Raw genomic sequence first — 15,007 nt, 5'->3', positions numbered from 1 at the left:
TGAGTGCCGCTGTGAGCCCTTTGGAGCCCCGTTCCGCATATGGGGAGTCGGCCGAGTCCCGTTCAGGACGGCACATGCGGACTCAGGTACCGGCAAACCCCCATCACTGTCAGCGCTACCGGTAGACTGGAAGCTAATCCCGCCCCACTTGTGGGACGCACCGAGCAACGCTGACTATCGCTGAACGACGCAGCCGCTCCGGCCACCGCCGGGTGCTTGGCTTGTGCTGTGCCAGAAAGGGCGCTTCGTGGCCGATTCCGGCAACCCCAACGAGAACATCCCGTCCACCGCCGCCGGCGAGAACGGCGAGGCACCGCCCTCGTACGACGCCAGCGCGATCACCGTCCTCGAGGGTCTGGACGCAGTCCGCAAGCGACCGGGCATGTACATCGGCTCGACCGGTGAGCGTGGCCTGCACCACTTGGTGCAGGAGGTCGTCGACAACTCCGTCGACGAGGCCCTGGCCGGTCACGCGGACGCGATCGACGTCACGATCCTCGCCGACGGCGGCGTGCGCGTCATCGACAACGGCCGTGGCATCCCGGTGGGCATGCACCCTGTCGAGAAGAAGCCGGCCGTCGAGGTCGTGCTGACCGTGCTGCACGCAGGCGGCAAGTTCGGCGGCGGCGGTTACGCCGTCTCCGGTGGTCTGCACGGCGTCGGTGTCTCCGTGGTGAACGCGCTCTCCACCAAGCTCTCCGTCGAGATCAAGACCGACGGCTACCGCTGGACGCAGGACTACAAGAGCGGCGCCCCGACCGCGCCGCTCGAGCGGCACGAGGCCACCCAGGACACCGGCACGTCGGTCACCTTCTGGGCCGACGGCGACATCTTCGAGACCACCGAGTACTCCTTCGAGACGCTGGCACGGCGTTTCCAGGAGATGGCGTTCCTCAACAAGGGTTTGACGATCAAACTCACTGATGAGCGCGAGTCGGCGAAGGCCACGGCGGGTGCGGACTCGGCCGAGGCGACCGACGACGAGGCCGCCGAGGCCCGCACGGTCACGTACCACTACGAAGGCGGCATCGTCGACTTCGTGAAGTACCTCAACTCCCGCAAGGGAGAGGTCGTCCACCCGACCGTCATCGACGTCGAGGCCGAGGACAAGGAGCGCCTCCTCTCGGTCGAGATCGCGATGCAGTGGAACTCGCAGTACACCGAGGGCGTGTACTCCTTCGCGAACACGATCCACACGCACGAGGGCGGTACGCACGAAGAGGGCTTCAGGGCCGCGCTGACGGGCCTGGTCAACCGCTACGCGCGCGAGAAGAAGCTCCTTCGCGAGAAGGACGACAACCTCACGGGCGAGGACGTCCGCGAGGGCCTGACGGCGATCATCTCGGTCAAGCTCGGCGAGCCCCAGTTCGAGGGCCAGACGAAGACCAAGCTGGGCAACACGGAGGCGAAGACCTTCGTCCAGAAGGTCGTCCACGAGCACCTCACGGACTGGTTCGACCGGAACCCGAACGAGGCCGCGGACATCATCCGCAAGGGCATCCAGGCCGCCACCGCGCGCGTGGCCGCCCGCAAGGCGCGCGACCTGACCCGCCGCAAGGGCCTCCTGGAGACGGCGTCGCTGCCCGGCAAGCTCAGCGACTGCCAGTCGAACGACCCCACGAAGTGCGAGATCTTCATCGTCGAGGGTGACTCCGCCGGTGGTTCGGCGAAGTCCGGCCGCGACCCGATGTACCAGGCGATCCTGCCCATCCGAGGCAAGATCCTGAACGTCGAGAAGGCGCGCGTCGACAAGATCCTGCACAACCAGGAAGTCCAGGCCCTGATCTCGGCCTTCGGCACCGGTGTGCACGAGGACTTCGACATCGAGAAGCTCCGCTATCACAAGATCATCCTGATGGCGGACGCCGACGTCGACGGTCAGCACATCAACACGCTGCTCCTGACCTTCCTCTTCCGCTTCATGCGGCCGCTGGTCGAGCACGGGCACATCTACCTCTCGCGCCCGCCGCTCTACAAGATCAAGTGGTCGCGGGACGACTTCCAGTACGCGTACTCCGACCGCGAGCGTGACGCCCTGGTGGAGATCGGCCGCCAGGCCGGCAAGCGCATCAGGGACGACTCGGTCCAGCGCTTCAAGGGTCTCGGCGAGATGAACGCCGAGGAGCTGCGCATCACGACGATGGACCAGGAGCACCGCGTGCTCGGCCAGGTGACCCTGGACGACGCGGCACAGGCCGACGACCTCTTCTCGGTGCTGATGGGAGAGGACGTCGAGGCACGGCGCTCGTTCATCCAGCGCAATGCCAAGGACGTCCGTTTCCTCGACATCTGAGTCGGCCCGTACAAGCCGCACCTCGAAAGGACTTTGACCAGCAATGGCCGACGAGAACACCCCTGTGACGCCCGAAGAGGAACCCGTCGTTCCCGGTGTGGGCATGCGTGTCGAGCCCGTCGGGCTCGAGACGGAGATGCAGCGCTCCTATCTCGACTACGCGATGTCCGTCATCGTGTCCCGCGCGCTGCCCGACGTACGCGACGGTCTGAAGCCCGTCCACCGCCGCGTCCTGTACGCGATGTACGACGGCGGCTACCGCCCCGAGAAGGGCTTCTACAAGTGCGCCCGCGTCGTCGGCGACGTCATGGGTACGTACCACCCGCACGGCGACTCCTCCATCTACGACGCCCTGGTGCGCCTCGCCCAGCCGTGGTCGATGCGGATGCCGCTGGTGGACTCCAACGGCAACTTCGGGTCCCCGGGCAACGACCCGGCCGCCGCCATGCGGTACACCGAGTGCAAGATGGCGCCGCTGGCCATGGAGATGGTCCGTGACATCGACGAGGAGACCGTCGACTTCACGGACAACTACGACGGCCGCAACCAGGAGCCGACGGTCCTGCCGGCGCGCTTCCCGAACCTGCTGATCAACGGCTCTGCGGGCATCGCGGTCGGCATGGCCACCAACATCCCGCCGCACAACCTGCGCGAGGTCGCGGCGGGCGCCCAGTGGGCGCTGGAGCACCCCGACGCCTCGCACGAGGAGCTGCTCGACGCCCTCATCGAGCGCATCAAGGGCCCCGATTTCCCGACCGGCGCCCTGGTAGTGGGCCGAAAGGGCATCGAGGAGGCGTACCGCACGGGCCGTGGCTCCATCACGATGCGCGCGGTCGTCGCGGTCGAGGAGATCCAGAACCGCCAGTGCCTGGTGGTCACCGAACTCCCCTACCAGACCAACCCCGACAACCTCGCGCAGAAGATCGCCGATCTGGTCAAGGACGGCAAGGTCGGCGGCATCGCCGACGTCCGCGACGAGTCGTCCTCGCGCACCGGCCAGCGCCTCGTCATCGTCCTCAAGCGTGACGCGGTCGCCAAGGTCGTACTGAACAACCTCTACAAGCACACCGATCTGCAGTCGAACTTCAGCGCCAACATGCTGGCCCTGGTCGACGGTGTGCCGCGCACCCTCTCCCTGGACGCGTTCATCCGGCACTGGGTGACGCACCAGATCGAGGTCATCGTCCGGCGCACGAAGTTCCGGCTGCGCAAGGCCGAGGAGCGGGCGCACATCCTGCGCGGCCTCCTCAAGGCCCTGGACGCCATCGACGAGGTCATCGCGCTCATCCGCGGCAGCCAGACCGTCGACATCGCGCGCGAGGGCCTGATGGGCCTCCTGTCGATCGACGAGATCCAGGCCAACGCCATCCTCGAGATGCAGCTGCGCCGGCTCGCCGCCCTGGAGCGCCAGAAGATCGTCGCCGAGCACGACGAGCTCCAGGCAAAGATCAACGAGTACAACACGATCCTGGCCTCCCCCCAGAAGCAGCGCCAGATCATCAGCGACGAGCTCGCGGCGATCGTCGACAAGTTCGGCGAGGACCGTCGCTCCGCCCTGGTGCCCTTCGACGGCGACATGTCCATGGAGGACCTGATCGCCGAAGAGGACATCGTCGTCACCATCACGCGCGGTGGCTACATCAAGCGCACCAAGACCGAGGACTACCGCTCGCAGAAGCGCGGCGGCAAGGGCGTGCGCGGCACGAAGCTGAAGCAGGACGACATCGTCGACCACTTCTTCGTGTCGACGACACACCACTGGCTGCTGTTCTTCACGAACAAGGGCCGCGTCTACCGCGCGAAGGCGTACGAGCTGCCCGACGCCGGCCGCGACGCCCGCGGCCAGCACGTCGCGAACCTCCTCGCCTTCCAGCCGGACGAGCAGATCGCCGAGATCCTCGCGATCCGCGACTACGAAGCGGTGCCCTACCTGGTGCTCGCCACCAAGGGCGGCCTGGTCAAGAAGACCCCCCTCAAGGACTACGACTCGCCTCGCTCCGGTGGTGTCATCGCCATCAACCTCCGCGAGACGGACGACGGTTCGGACGACGAGCTGATCGGCGCCGAGCTCGTCTCGGCCGAGGACGACCTGCTGCTCATCAGCAAGAAGGCCCAGTCGATCCGGTTCACCGCAACGGACGACGCGCTGCGCCCGATGGGCCGCGCCACTTCGGGCGTCAAGGGAATGAGTTTCCGCGACGGCGACGAACTGCTCTCGATGAATGTCGTTCGTCCAGGTACGTTCGTGTTCACCGCCACCGACGGTGGGTACGCGAAGCGGACCAACGTCGACGAGTACCGCGTCCAGGGTCGCGGTGGCCTCGGCATCAAGGCCGCCAAGATCGTGGAGGACCGCGGCTCCCTCGTCGGCGCCCTGGTGGTCGAGGAGACCGACGAGATCCTCGCCATCACGCTGTCCGGCGGTGTGATTCGTACGCGAGTCAACGAGATCAGGGAGACGGGCCGTGACACCATGGGCGTCCAACTGATCAACCTGGGCAAGCGCGATGCCGTGGTCGGTATCGCTCGTAACGCCGAGGCCGGACGCGAGGCCGAGGAAGTCGACGGAGACATCGTCGTCGACGAATCGGACGGTGCCGAACCGGCCGCCGGTACGGACGAGGGCACGGACTCCTCGGCCGAGTAGCGCGAGGAGTGAGTCATCGTGAGTGGAGCCACGGGCGCCGGGGCGAATCGGACCGGCACTACCGGCACGGAAGGTGCCCGTGGCTCCGCCACTGATGCACACGACTCCGACGAGTCTCATGGATCCCAGGGGGGGACTGTGACGGACACCCGAGGGCCAGGGACCGCTGGTCAGACTGCCGACCAGTACGACGCCGCCTACGCGGCGGGCAAGGGCAAGGGCAAGGGCAAGAAGGCAGGCGGGGCGGCCGGGGCGCTGCCCGGGGAGCGACAGCCCGAGCAGAAGTCGTCCCAGCCGTACCACCCGCCACAGGCCTATCAGCAGGGCGCCCAGGCGGGCGCCGCGCGCCGGCCGCGGACCGGGGCGCGCACGACCCCGCGCACGCGCAAGGCGCGGCTCCGGGTGGCGAAGGCCGACCCGTGGTCGGTGATGAAGGTCAGCTTCCTGCTCTCCATCGCGCTCGGCATCTGCACGATCGTCGCGGCGGCCGTCCTGTGGATGGTCATGGACGCGATGGGCGTCTTCTCCACGGTCGGCGGCACGATCTCCGAGGCGACCGGCTCGAACGAGTCCAACGGCTTCGACCTGCAGTCCTTCCTGTCGCTGCCGCGCGTCCTGATGTTCACGTCGATCATCGCGGTCATCGACGTGATCCTGGCGACGGCTCTGGCCACGCTGGGCGCCTTCATCTACAACCTCTCCGCGGGCTTCGTGGGCGGCGTCGAGCTGACCCTGGCCGAGGACGAGTAGCCCTTTCGTAGCCGTGCCTCCCCCGCGCGTGGGCATCGATTTTGGGACTGGCCCCCAGGTGCGCTAATCTTCAGAGGTCAGCGCGCGGGACATACACCGCAGCGCGGCGGGGCTATAGCTCAGTTGGTTAGAGCGCATCCCTGATAAGGATGAGGCCACAGGTTCAAATCCTGTTAGCCCCACCAGCACGAAACCCCCAACCGGTCACGGTTGGGGGTTTTGGCGTTTGTGGGTGTCGCTGGTCGGCCTGTGAAGGATGGCTCTGGGTGATGGGTCAGTCCTGTGGGCGTAGGCGTGGGGCGTGGGCGGGGTCGGTCGGGTGTGAGGCTGCCGTCTGCGTCTGTCTCTTGGGGGTGTGCCGGGCTGAGGCTGGGGCTGGGCGTGTGGTGCGCCTGAGGAGGCCGGGTACGCGAGAAGACCCCCGGCCTGTGGTGGCCGGGGGTCTTCTGAGGCTTAGGAGGGCGCGTGCCCTGGGCGTGGGGCCCGGGTTACGGCTCTGAGGCGAGGCTCGGCTCATGTGCGGCGGACTCAGCCGCGGCGTCCGTGTCCGTCGGTGGCAGGTGCCGGCAGCTGGGGGACGAGCCGTGGGCCTCGGCGCGGATGCGCTGCTTCATCGTCGGGGGCAAGGACCGTTCGTACGCTGCCGCCCAGAGGGCCGTCATCGGGGCGGTCACGCACGCCGTGGCGTTGCGTGCGTTCGTGGCGTCCTGTACCGCCGTGGCCGCGGTGGCCGTCGTGGTGAATCCCAGCGCGGCGAAGAGCGCGAGGAAGGCGGTGACGATCGTGGTCCACAGCTTCATGGCCTTGTTGCCGGTCATGACCCCTCAATTCGGGTTGGGCGATTTGCGTACTTTCCTCATGATGTGTATGTGGGGTTGAGAGTGGGGGACCGACGCTCGCGTCGCGCCGATGTTCAGATCAACACCACCCGGATGGCCCCAAGGGCGCCGAGAAAGGGGCAAAGCGGCGAAACTCACAGTGGAGGGCGTCAAGGGCGGAGTTCCTGGGTCCGTTTCGACTGCTCTATAGAGGGCGGGAGTTGAGGCAGATCCAGGTCACCGATCGATATCGCTCGGTGTGTATAGTCGGGCGCCAGAAGTCCCCTACGTCAAGGAAAGACGAGGTCGCGCGGTGAAGAAGCTTCTCCTGGTCGCACTGGCCGCCATCGGCGGGCTCCTCGTGTACCGCCAGATCCAGGCGGATCGCGCCGAGCAGGATCTGTGGACGGAGGCGACTGACTCCGTGCCCACGGGTTCGTGAGTATCGACGACAGTCACTTCACAAGCCCCGGTCGCTTTTGCGGCCGGGGCTTTGTGCTGGGCGGGCATCTCTCGCGCTCCCACTACTCGCGCTCCACTCCTAGCGCTCCTACTCCTTGCGCTTGTTTTCGCTTTCGTGAAGTAGGTGCTTGCATGCGCAAATGTGAGGTTGGTGGCGCGGTTGCGCCGGTGGCCGACTCGTGGTGGTGTCCGCGGGGCGGTGGGCGGGCAGGACGGTCGGGATGGGTGGGACGGCTGGGTTCGCGGCGAGGAGTGACGCGTGATGGGGCTGAGCGGGCGGGGGGCAGCCGGGCGAGGCCGGGGCCGAGTTGGTACGGCTGCGGTCGTGGGCGCCGCGTTGTGCGTGGTGGCAGTACTTTCCGGCGAGGCCGGTGCCGCGGGGCCCACACCACGTCCGTACGCCTTTGCCGAGGGCGCCGAGATGGTCCAGGGCGCGACGAGCAACGTCGAGGGGTATCGCCTCAGACCCGGTAAGACGTACAGAAGCTCCCTCCCGCGCGTGGGACAGCGTTTCTACCGCCTGGAGCTGACGGCGGAGGAGAGCGCGTACGTCTCGGTCACCGCCGTCCCGAGGCCCGGCACGAGGGTCTCCTATGCCGACGGCGTCGAGGTGTCCGTACAAGACGCCGACGGCAACAACTGCAGCCCTCTGGAGGCGGAAGAGGCGCGGTTCGGCTCTTCGGAAAGCCCGCGTCCGATCACGGCCACAGCGGCGCGCAGGGTGAGCCCCAACGAGAAGAGCTGTGCGGGCGCCGGCACGTTCTACGTGATCGTCGAGCGGACCAGAGCCTCCAGTGCCGCTCTGGAGAACTGGGACCTGGAACTTCACGTCGCGTCAGAACCAGCCGTACGCGCGGGGAACGCGACGACCCCGCCGGAGTCGTGGGAATCCGCGCCCCCTGTACTGCCGTCCGGAGAGCGGAAGCCACGCGAGGGTGGCACGAGCTTCAACAGTGCCCGCGCGCTGGAGAACGGGGTGTGGGGAGCTGACATGCAGCCCGGGGAGACCCTCTTCTACCGCGTGCCGGTCGACTGGGGGCAGCAGATTTCGGTCGCCGCCGAACTCGGCAGTTCGGATGGCGGTGGCCTTGGGGGTGCAGGCGGTGCTGGCAGTACCGATGGCTCTGGCGGTGCTGGTGGCGTCCGCGGTGACACGGGGTACGTCTCGTCCGCCCTGGTCATGTCGCTGTCGAACCCGGTGCGTGCCCAGGTCGAAGACGCCGATACGGCGTACGACGGCAAGCAGAAGTCGACGGTTCTGGAACCGGTTCCGCCGGTCGCGTACGAGAACCGCTTCGCCCTCACCGACGAAGTCGCCGCGATGCGCTTTGCCGGCTGGCACTACCTGTCGGTCCACCTCAGCCCGGACGTCGCGGAGAAGTTCGGGGATACCCCGCTGGAGCTGACGTTGCGGGTGGACGTCGACGGTGAGCCGCGGCCGGGGCCTTCCTACGCGGGTAAGCACAAGCCCGCCGAGAACTTCGGCGTCACGGAGCGGGACACGGAGGCGGCGAGGCGCGGGGATACGGCGGCGGTCGAGGACGGTGCGAGTTCCGGTGGGGACGACGATGAGCTGATGGTGGTCGTTGCTGCCGGGGGGATCGGGGCCGGGGTTGCCCTGCCGGTGATTCTCGGCTTGTGGACGCTGATCGCGCGGCGCAGGGCGGCGGTATCGGCATCGACGTCGGCACCGACATCGGCATCGGGTGCGGTGGGCAGTCGGCGTTGAGGCGGTAGACGGACCCTTGCCCCAACCGTGTCGACCGTCAGAGCTGTGTGAGCGCCCAGATGCCGATCGTGAGGCAGGCCAGCGCTATGAGCAGCATCGGCACCGCCACCTTCGCGGGCGGGCCAGGGCGCTTCAGCGGGGTGGAGGGTGCCGTGGGCTGGGGCTGCAGAACTGGGTGGTTCAGAGGCGGAACCTGGGCGGCGTGAGCGGTGTATGGATAAGTAGAGGCGTGACCGCGAGGCGCTGAGGACGTGACGGCTTGTGCGGGGTCGTGGCGTGCGGGTGCTGTCTGGTGGTGAGGAGGAGGGGGGATGTGAGGAGCCGGCACATACGTGGGTTCGGGCGCAGGCGCGTGCACGGGCATCGGAGTGGGGGGAGTGGACGGCTGGGGAGGCTGGAGGGGTTGAAGGGGAGGCGACAGGTGGAAGCCGCTGCTGTGCATGTGCCCGGAGGTGGACGGCGTCGGCTCGGGCTCCTGACCTGACGCCGGTGCGGGGGCCCGCCCCGGGGCCGGGGCTGTGCTCGAAGTCTGAGCCGGAGCCGGAGCCGGGCTCGGGGCCGGACCAGGGCCCGGTGTACGCGCCGGAGGCATGGGCGGATGCGGAGACGGCGTCGGAGGCATGGGCGCAGACGTCGGCGGAGGGGAAGACATCGGCGGATGCGGTGTCGACGCCGTCCCCGATACGCCGGCCCCAGGAGCTCGGCGCGCATGACGAGGCGCGGAACCCGAGCGAGACGTGGACGTGCGAGGGCCGTCGGGGGTGAAACCGATGGGCAGAGGGGGGAGTTGGTCGAAGATCTCGATGAGTTCGTCGTCCGGGCCCGGCTCGGGCAGCATCTCCGCGGCCGAGGCCAGCGCCTTGCGCGCTCCCGTGGCGGTCCGGAAGCGCGTCTGAGGGTTCGGTTGGAGAAGGGTGGCGATGACCTGCCAGAGGGGCTCGGGCACGCCCTGCGGGGCTTGCGGCGTGCCGTGTTCGGCGAAGTACTCGATCAGCGCTTTGGCGTCCGGCTTGGCGCCTTCCAGGAGGTAGAGGGCGACCAGGCCGACGGCGAAGAGATCGGCGGTGAAATCCGGTTCGGCGCCCAGCATTTGCTCGGGGGCGAAGTAGCCGGGCGTCCCCACCACGTAGTCGGTCTCGGTCAGCCGAGGCTCGCCCTTGCGCATCGAGATGCCGAAGTCGGACAGGCGCAGATGCGGGCGTCCGGCGCCGGTGGCTTCCAGCAGGATGTTGGCGGGCTTGATGTCACGGTGGACGACGCCTTCGGCGTGGACGGCCGCGAGGCCGGAGAGGAGTTGGTCGAGGAGGGTGCAGACGAATCGGGGCGGCAGCGGGCCGTAGTCCCCGATCACGTGTGCCAGTGAGCCGCCGCCGATCAGGTCCATGGTGAACAGGACCTTGTCGTCGTCGGCGGCCCAGCTGGCGGGCGCGAGGACATGAGGGTGGTCGATCCGCAGGGCCTGTTCCCGTACGAACCTCAACAGGGAGTGTGCGTCGCGCTGTTGCAGGACCTTGGCGGCCACGTACCGGTGTCGTCGGTGGTCCCAGGCGCGCCAGACCGCTCCGACTCCCCCGTGTCCGATCGGGTCGACCAGTTCGTACCGGCCGGCGAAGACCTCACCCATGGTCGCGCTCCGCTCCCCTTCCGGGCCGCGCGCGGCGGCCCGGTCGACGGCTCAGCTCTGGTGCGCCTCGTAGTGGGCGACCGCGTCCGCGGTGCGCCCGGCGCCGTACACCCGGAGGAACTCTGCCAGTTCCGGGTGGGTCGGGGCGAGGGAGTCGGCGGCATCGATGATGTCGCCGGCTGCGGCGACGGAGCGCAGCAGTGACTGGATCTCGCGCACCACGCGCTTCACCGTGGGTGCGCCGGAACTGGTCGCCGTCTGCGCGGTGTTGGTGAGGACGGAGCCGCCCTGGGACTTCTTGATCTCGTCCATGCGGTCGGTGGCCTCGGCGGCGCTGACGCTGCCGTCGGCGACCTGGCCCGCCAGTTCCTGGAGGAGCTGGACGCGCTGGACGACGGCGGGGTTGCCGATCTTGGCGCGCTGGCCGCTCATCAGCTGGGACAGCATGGGCGCGGACAGGCCGAGGACTCCGGCGAGGCGTGCCTGGTTCAGTCCCAGATCATCGATGAGGCGACGGAAGAGCGCCCCCAGCGGCTCCCCGTACCAGTTCCGCTGGAGCTCTCGTGCTCTCGCGGTGGTGTCCTGCTGTGCGGCGTCCATTGCGTCTCCCCATCGCTTCCCCTAAGACCGTGGTTCGCTGCCGCGAACCACGTCGTGCATCTTACGGAGCGTGGTCGTGGACCGGGACCCCCAATCCTTTTGCGAGATCTGGGGGGTGACCCGGTACTCTGGTCTGCGATGCACGCCGGGACGTGGTTCTTCCGGTTCGATGTATCACTCGCGGGGCCTTAGCTCAGTTGGTAGAGCGCTGTCTTTGCATGGCAGATGTCAGGGGTTCGACTCCCCTAGGCTCCACATCCATAGAGCCCCTCTGACCGGTGGAAACGCTGGTCAGAGGGGCTTTTGCGTAGGCGGGCGGGCCGGGCCGTCAGGCCGGGTGTCCGGCGGTGATGTCGCCCGCGTCGTCCAGGGAGAGCGGGGGCGCCTGCTGTTCGTCGGGGCCGGCCGGGGCGTGGGCGGCGACCGGGTCGAGCAGGAAAGCGACGTGGTCGCCTCCGTCGAAGCGGTCGTGGACCGTTCCGACAAACCAAGCGAGGGCATCGGAGAGGATGACGGCCCCATCCGGCCCTTCGTGCCAGTCCAGGTCCGAGAACTTGTCCGTCCGGTCGCTGCAGAGGGAACCGAACCGCTCGGCGAGGTCGTGCCGGTGCCGCGGCAGCAGGTGGACCGCGAGGGTGCGTGCCTTCCGGGCGAGGCGGTAGGTGTGGTTGGCCTTGGAGAGCCAGACGGCGAAACGGACGGGCTCCAGGGAGCACTGGCTGGCGAAGCCGACCAGGCAGCCCGCGCGCTGCCCGTCCGCCGCCGCGGTGACCACGTACACGGAAGGGTCCGTGAGCGCGGTGAAGGCCGCCATGTCCTTGTCCGTCCCCATGGTCATGCGGTGACGCGGACGGTGGTCAGCGAGTTGTCGGCGGCGTCAGGCAGGTTCATGCCGGCTCGTACGCCGGAGGTCAGGTAGTTCAGGACGGGTTCCGTCAGGCGTTCACCGGGCAGGACCACCGGGATTCCGGGCGGGTACGGGGTGATCATCTCCGCGGCGATGCGTCCGGTCGCCTGCTCCACGGGCACATCCTGGAGGTGGGCGAAGTAGGCGTCGCGCGGCAGTGATGCCTGTTCCATCCGCAGCTCTTCCGGGCCGGGCACGTCGACACCCGGCGCGTCGGCCAGGTCGGCGGCGTGCCGGGAGAGATCGCGCAGCGCGTCGAGGAGGCGGGCGACGGTGGACTCGTTGTCGGCGTAGGTGAGCTGGGCGCTGATCCGGCGGTGGTCGAAGAGGTGCATGTCGATGTGGTGCCGGGTGCGCAGCCAGTCGGCGGCGCGGTAACCGGTCGTACCCAGCGCGGAGAGGTCGATCACGACGGGCAGTGGGTCGAGGTCGGCCGCCCGTCCGGGACCGCAGTAGTCCTGGGCGTCGTCGACGTGCAGGCCGTCGATCTGACCGATCGCCGCGCGGGTGTCGGCGGCCAGGCGGAGGGCGTCGTCCAGGAGTTGCTCGCCCTGCTGGACCATCTGCCGGCGCCAGCCGTCCAGGCCGGCGTAGAGCAGGACCGAGGGGCTGGTGGTGCCCAGCAGGTCGGCCCGGGAGGCGAGGACGGCGGGGTCGATGAGGTCGCCCTGGAGGTGGAAGACCGAGCCCTGCTCCAGGCCGCTGCCCATCTTGTGGACGCTGGTCACGCAGATGTCCGCGCCCGCGTCCATCGCCCAGGTCGGCAGCTCGTCGTGGAAGGGCAGGTGGGCGCCCCAGGCCTCGTCGACGATCAGGGGCTTTCCGCGCCGGTGGCACACGTCGGCGATGCCGTGCAGGTCGGCCGTGGAGCCGTAGGGCGTGGGGCTGGTGACCAGGGCGCCGTCGGCGTCGGGGTTGGCCTCGAAGGCGGCCTCGAACGACTCGGCCGTCGGCGGGTGGGCGATATGGCGCTCTGGGTCGTAGGCGGGGCTCACCCAGACGGGCTCGACACCCGACAGGATCAGGCCCGCGATGACGGACTTGTGGGCGTCGCGCCCGACGAGGAGACGGCGGTGCGGCGACGTCACCGTCAGCATGGCCGCCTTGACCGACAGGGAGCTGCCGCACGTGGAGAAGTAGGTGTGCTCGGCATGCACCGCGTCGGCCATCAGCCGCTGGGCGCGTTCCAGGATCTGCTGGCGGCTCAGCCGGTCGTCGAGCCCGCCACTGGCGAGTACGTCGCCGAGGAACACCGCGTCGCCGAGCACCTTGGTGACGCGGGGGTCGGCGCCGCGGGCCTGCTTGTGGCCGGGCGGGGTGAAGGCGAGCTCGTCGGCTTCGTGGTACCGCTCCAGGGCCTCCAGGACGGGGGCCTCGTCGTGGTTCAAGCTTTCGTTCGCAGCCATGCCAGGTGCAGTTCCCGTTTCAGCGGGCACCAACCCGCGACTGCGCGGGCGGCGCGGAGTGGGTCGTTGTTTCACGTGAAACACCGCGGGGCGGGAGACTGAATGGCTCCCGCCCCACGGAGCCCTACCGTGTGCGGGTCCGCTGGTCCGTGCGGGTCCGCCGGTGCACAGAGGTGACGTCTCTGTGCGGGTCCGCCGGGTGCACAGAGGTGACGTCAGCTCCGCTTGTCGGGGTTCGTGCTGTCGGCCTCCGCCTCGGCCTGCTTGGCCTGCACCTCCGGGTCGAGAGCGGCCTGACCGCTGCCGTCGACGGAGGTCAGCGGCGTGCTGTCCGGGACCTCGGTGGCCGCGGGCGGCTCGACCAGCCAGTCGGGGTTGGCCTGCTTGTCCCACCACTTCCAGGCGGCCACCGCGCCGCCCGCGAGGATGCCGACCACGGCGAGCCTCTTGGCGAGACGTCCGGCCCTGGCGCGGCGCTGGTGCTTGCGGGCCAGCCGCTGGATCTCCTTCGCCGAGACCTGGCCGCGCAGCGCGGCGAGCGCCGCGGTGCCACGGGACGTGGCCTCGTCACGGACGGGCTGTGCGGCGGCGACCGCGGACTCGATGCGGGGCCTGGAGTAGTCGGCGGCCTGACGGGCGGCCTTGCGGGTGCGGACGGCGGCTTCGTGCGCGGCGTGGTCGACCTTCGGCGGCACATGCGTGCGGGCCTGCTCGACACGGGGGGCGACGTGGGCGCTGTACTGGACACGGGCCTGCTCAGCGGCCACCCGAGCTTGCTCGGCGGCCTGCTGGGCGGCAAGCGACACCTTGGGTGCGAGCCGTACGCGCGCTTCGTGGGCGTAGTGGGTGGCCCGGTCCTTGGCCGTGTCGGCGTAAGGCGCCACCGCGTCCGCGGCGTGACGCACGCTGTCCTTGGCAGAGCCGGTCGCGGCGCGCACGCTGTCGATGCGGGTCACGGGATCCTCCTCCTCGGTGGCGTATACGTATGTCACCTTTCCACCCTTTCAACGATCATGCCTTCCGGAACACTCCGAGGCATGCAAGGGCGGGCATCCGGGTCACGGGAGCTGACGCCGGCCAGTCAATTCGATTCAATTGGTGCGAGAAGAGCTCCCGGCCGACAATGCCATGGATCGCTTCGGCGCGCGCCCAGTCGGTGGCTACTCGTCCCAAACCGGTCCGTGCGAGGATCGGGGTGTCACAGAAGACAACGGAAGGCAGATCGTGGCTGAGCAGCTTTACGCCACCCTGAAGACCAACCAGGGCGACATCGAGATCCGGCTTCTGCCGCATCACGCGCCCAAGACGGTCAAGAACTTTGTTGAGCTCGCTCAGGGCGAGCGCGAGTGGGTTCACCCCGCGACCGGCAAGAAGACCACGGACCGCCTGTACGACGGAACGGTCTTCCACCGCGTGATCAGCGGCTTCATGATCCAGGGCGGCGACCCGCTGGGCAACGGCACGGGCGGCCCGGGCTACGAGTTCGCGGACGAGTTCCACCCGGACCTCGCCTTCAACAAGCCCTACCTCCTGGCGATGGCCAACGCCGGCCCGGGCACCAACGGCTCGCAGTTCTTCGTGACTGTCGCGCCGACGGCGTGGCTGACCGGCAAGCACACGATCTTCGGCGAGGTCACCAATGACGCCGGCAAGAAGGTCGTGGACGCCATCGCGGGCGCCCAGACCAACCCGCGCACCGACCGCCCGGTCAACGACGTGATCATCGAGTCCGTGGTCATCGAGACCCGCGACGCCTGACCCACGCAACCGC

12 protein-coding genes and 2 tRNA genes are annotated in these 15,007 nt (G+C 68.7%); 8 read left to right on the top strand and 6 right to left on the bottom strand.

The features are described 5' to 3' along the window. Nucleotides 1-223: 223 nt before the first annotated feature. From gyrB to ACI2L3_RS26825, 4 genes are all read left to right on the top strand, one after another. Complete coding sequence (gyrB, locus tag ACI2L3_RS26840; RefSeq protein WP_404754949.1) at nt 224-2,293, top strand: DNA topoisomerase (ATP-hydrolyzing) subunit B; 2,070 nt, start codon at nt 224-226, stop codon at nt 2,291-2,293. A gap of 43 nt (nt 2,294-2,336) precedes the next feature. After that, nucleotides 2,337-4,940 (top strand): DNA gyrase subunit A, encoded by a 2,604-nt coding sequence (gene gyrA, locus ACI2L3_RS26835; RefSeq protein WP_404754948.1) that lies wholly within the window; start codon nt 2,337-2,339, stop codon nt 4,938-4,940. Nucleotides 4,941-4,958: 18 nt separating this feature from the next. Beyond that, on the top strand, nt 4,959-5,690 hold the full coding sequence (locus ACI2L3_RS26830; RefSeq protein WP_404754947.1) for a DUF3566 domain-containing protein: 732 nt from the start codon (nt 4,959-4,961) through the stop codon (nt 5,688-5,690). Nucleotides 5,691-5,798: 108 nt separating this feature from the next. After that, nucleotides 5,799-5,875: transfer RNA gene (locus ACI2L3_RS26825), tRNA-Ile, on the top strand. 303 nt (nt 5,876-6,178) lie between these two features. On the opposite strand, the gene ACI2L3_RS26820 is transcribed toward ACI2L3_RS26825, so the two are convergent. Next, the gene (locus ACI2L3_RS26820) at nt 6,179-6,508 is read right to left on the bottom strand and encodes a DUF6344 domain-containing protein (RefSeq protein WP_404754946.1); all 330 of its coding nucleotides are present in this window, start codon (nt 6,506-6,508) and stop codon (nt 6,179-6,181) included. Nucleotides 6,509-6,821: 313 nt separating this feature from the next. On the opposite strand from ACI2L3_RS26820, the gene ACI2L3_RS26815 reads away from it, so the two are divergent. Further along, nucleotides 6,822-6,950: a DLW-39 family protein gene (locus ACI2L3_RS26815; protein WP_003999697.1), complete on the top strand. Its 129-nt coding sequence runs from the start codon at nt 6,822-6,824 to the stop codon at nt 6,948-6,950. A 345-nt stretch (nt 6,951-7,295) separates the two neighbouring features. Then, the gene (locus ACI2L3_RS26810; protein ID WP_404754945.1) at nt 7,296-8,699 is read left to right on the top strand and encodes a hypothetical protein; all 1,404 of its coding nucleotides are present in this window, start codon (nt 7,296-7,298) and stop codon (nt 8,697-8,699) included. A 37-nt stretch (nt 8,700-8,736) separates the two neighbouring features. On the opposite strand, the gene ACI2L3_RS26805 is transcribed toward ACI2L3_RS26810, so the two are convergent. Together ACI2L3_RS26805 and ACI2L3_RS26800 are read right to left on the bottom strand one after the other, a co-directional pair. Then, nucleotides 8,737-10,323, bottom strand: a complete 1,587-nt coding sequence (locus ACI2L3_RS26805) for a serine/threonine-protein kinase (RefSeq protein WP_404754944.1) — start codon at nt 10,321-10,323, stop codon at nt 8,737-8,739. Between the two features lie 51 nt (nt 10,324-10,374). Further along, a complete protein-coding gene (locus ACI2L3_RS26800; protein WP_055527494.1) occupies nt 10,375-10,923 on the bottom strand; it encodes a hypothetical protein in 549 nt (182 codons plus the stop codon). Nucleotides 10,924-11,105: 182 nt separating this feature from the next. On the opposite strand from ACI2L3_RS26800, the gene ACI2L3_RS26795 reads away from it, so the two are divergent. Then, a tRNA-Ala gene (locus ACI2L3_RS26795) sits at nt 11,106-11,178 on the top strand. Nucleotides 11,179-11,251: 73 nt separating this feature from the next. Here ACI2L3_RS26795 and ACI2L3_RS26790 read toward each other — a convergent pair. The 3 genes from ACI2L3_RS26790 to ACI2L3_RS26780 all read right to left on the bottom strand — a co-directional run bounded on the left by ACI2L3_RS26790 (nt 11,252) and on the right by ACI2L3_RS26780 (nt 14,192). Further along, nucleotides 11,252-11,761 (bottom strand): flavin reductase family protein, encoded by a 510-nt coding sequence (locus ACI2L3_RS26790; RefSeq protein WP_404754943.1) that lies wholly within the window; start codon nt 11,759-11,761, stop codon nt 11,252-11,254. Next, entirely contained in the window at nt 11,758-13,236 is a 1,479-nt protein-coding gene (locus tag ACI2L3_RS26785) for an aminotransferase class I/II-fold pyridoxal phosphate-dependent enzyme (protein WP_404754942.1), read from the bottom strand. The genes ACI2L3_RS26790 and ACI2L3_RS26785 overlap by 4 nt, the downstream gene beginning before the upstream one ends. A 215-nt stretch (nt 13,237-13,451) precedes the next feature. Next, nucleotides 13,452-14,192 (bottom strand): DUF5324 family protein, encoded by a 741-nt coding sequence (locus ACI2L3_RS26780; protein ID WP_404755146.1) that lies wholly within the window; start codon nt 14,190-14,192, stop codon nt 13,452-13,454. A gap of 268 nt (nt 14,193-14,460) precedes the next feature. Here ACI2L3_RS26780 and ACI2L3_RS26775 point away from each other — a divergent pair, with 268 nt between their 5' ends. Next, entirely contained in the window at nt 14,461-14,994 is a 534-nt protein-coding gene (locus tag ACI2L3_RS26775) for a peptidylprolyl isomerase (protein ID WP_404754941.1), read from the top strand. Nucleotides 14,995-15,007 lie beyond the last annotated feature (13 nt).

The sequence above is a fragment of the Streptomyces sp. NPDC029674 genome (genome assembly GCF_044903205.1).
Taxonomy (GTDB): domain Bacteria; phylum Actinomycetota; class Actinomycetes; order Streptomycetales; family Streptomycetaceae; genus Streptomyces.
Note: the sequence above shows the minus strand (reverse complement) of the source record. Positions and strands in the feature narration are given on the sequence as shown.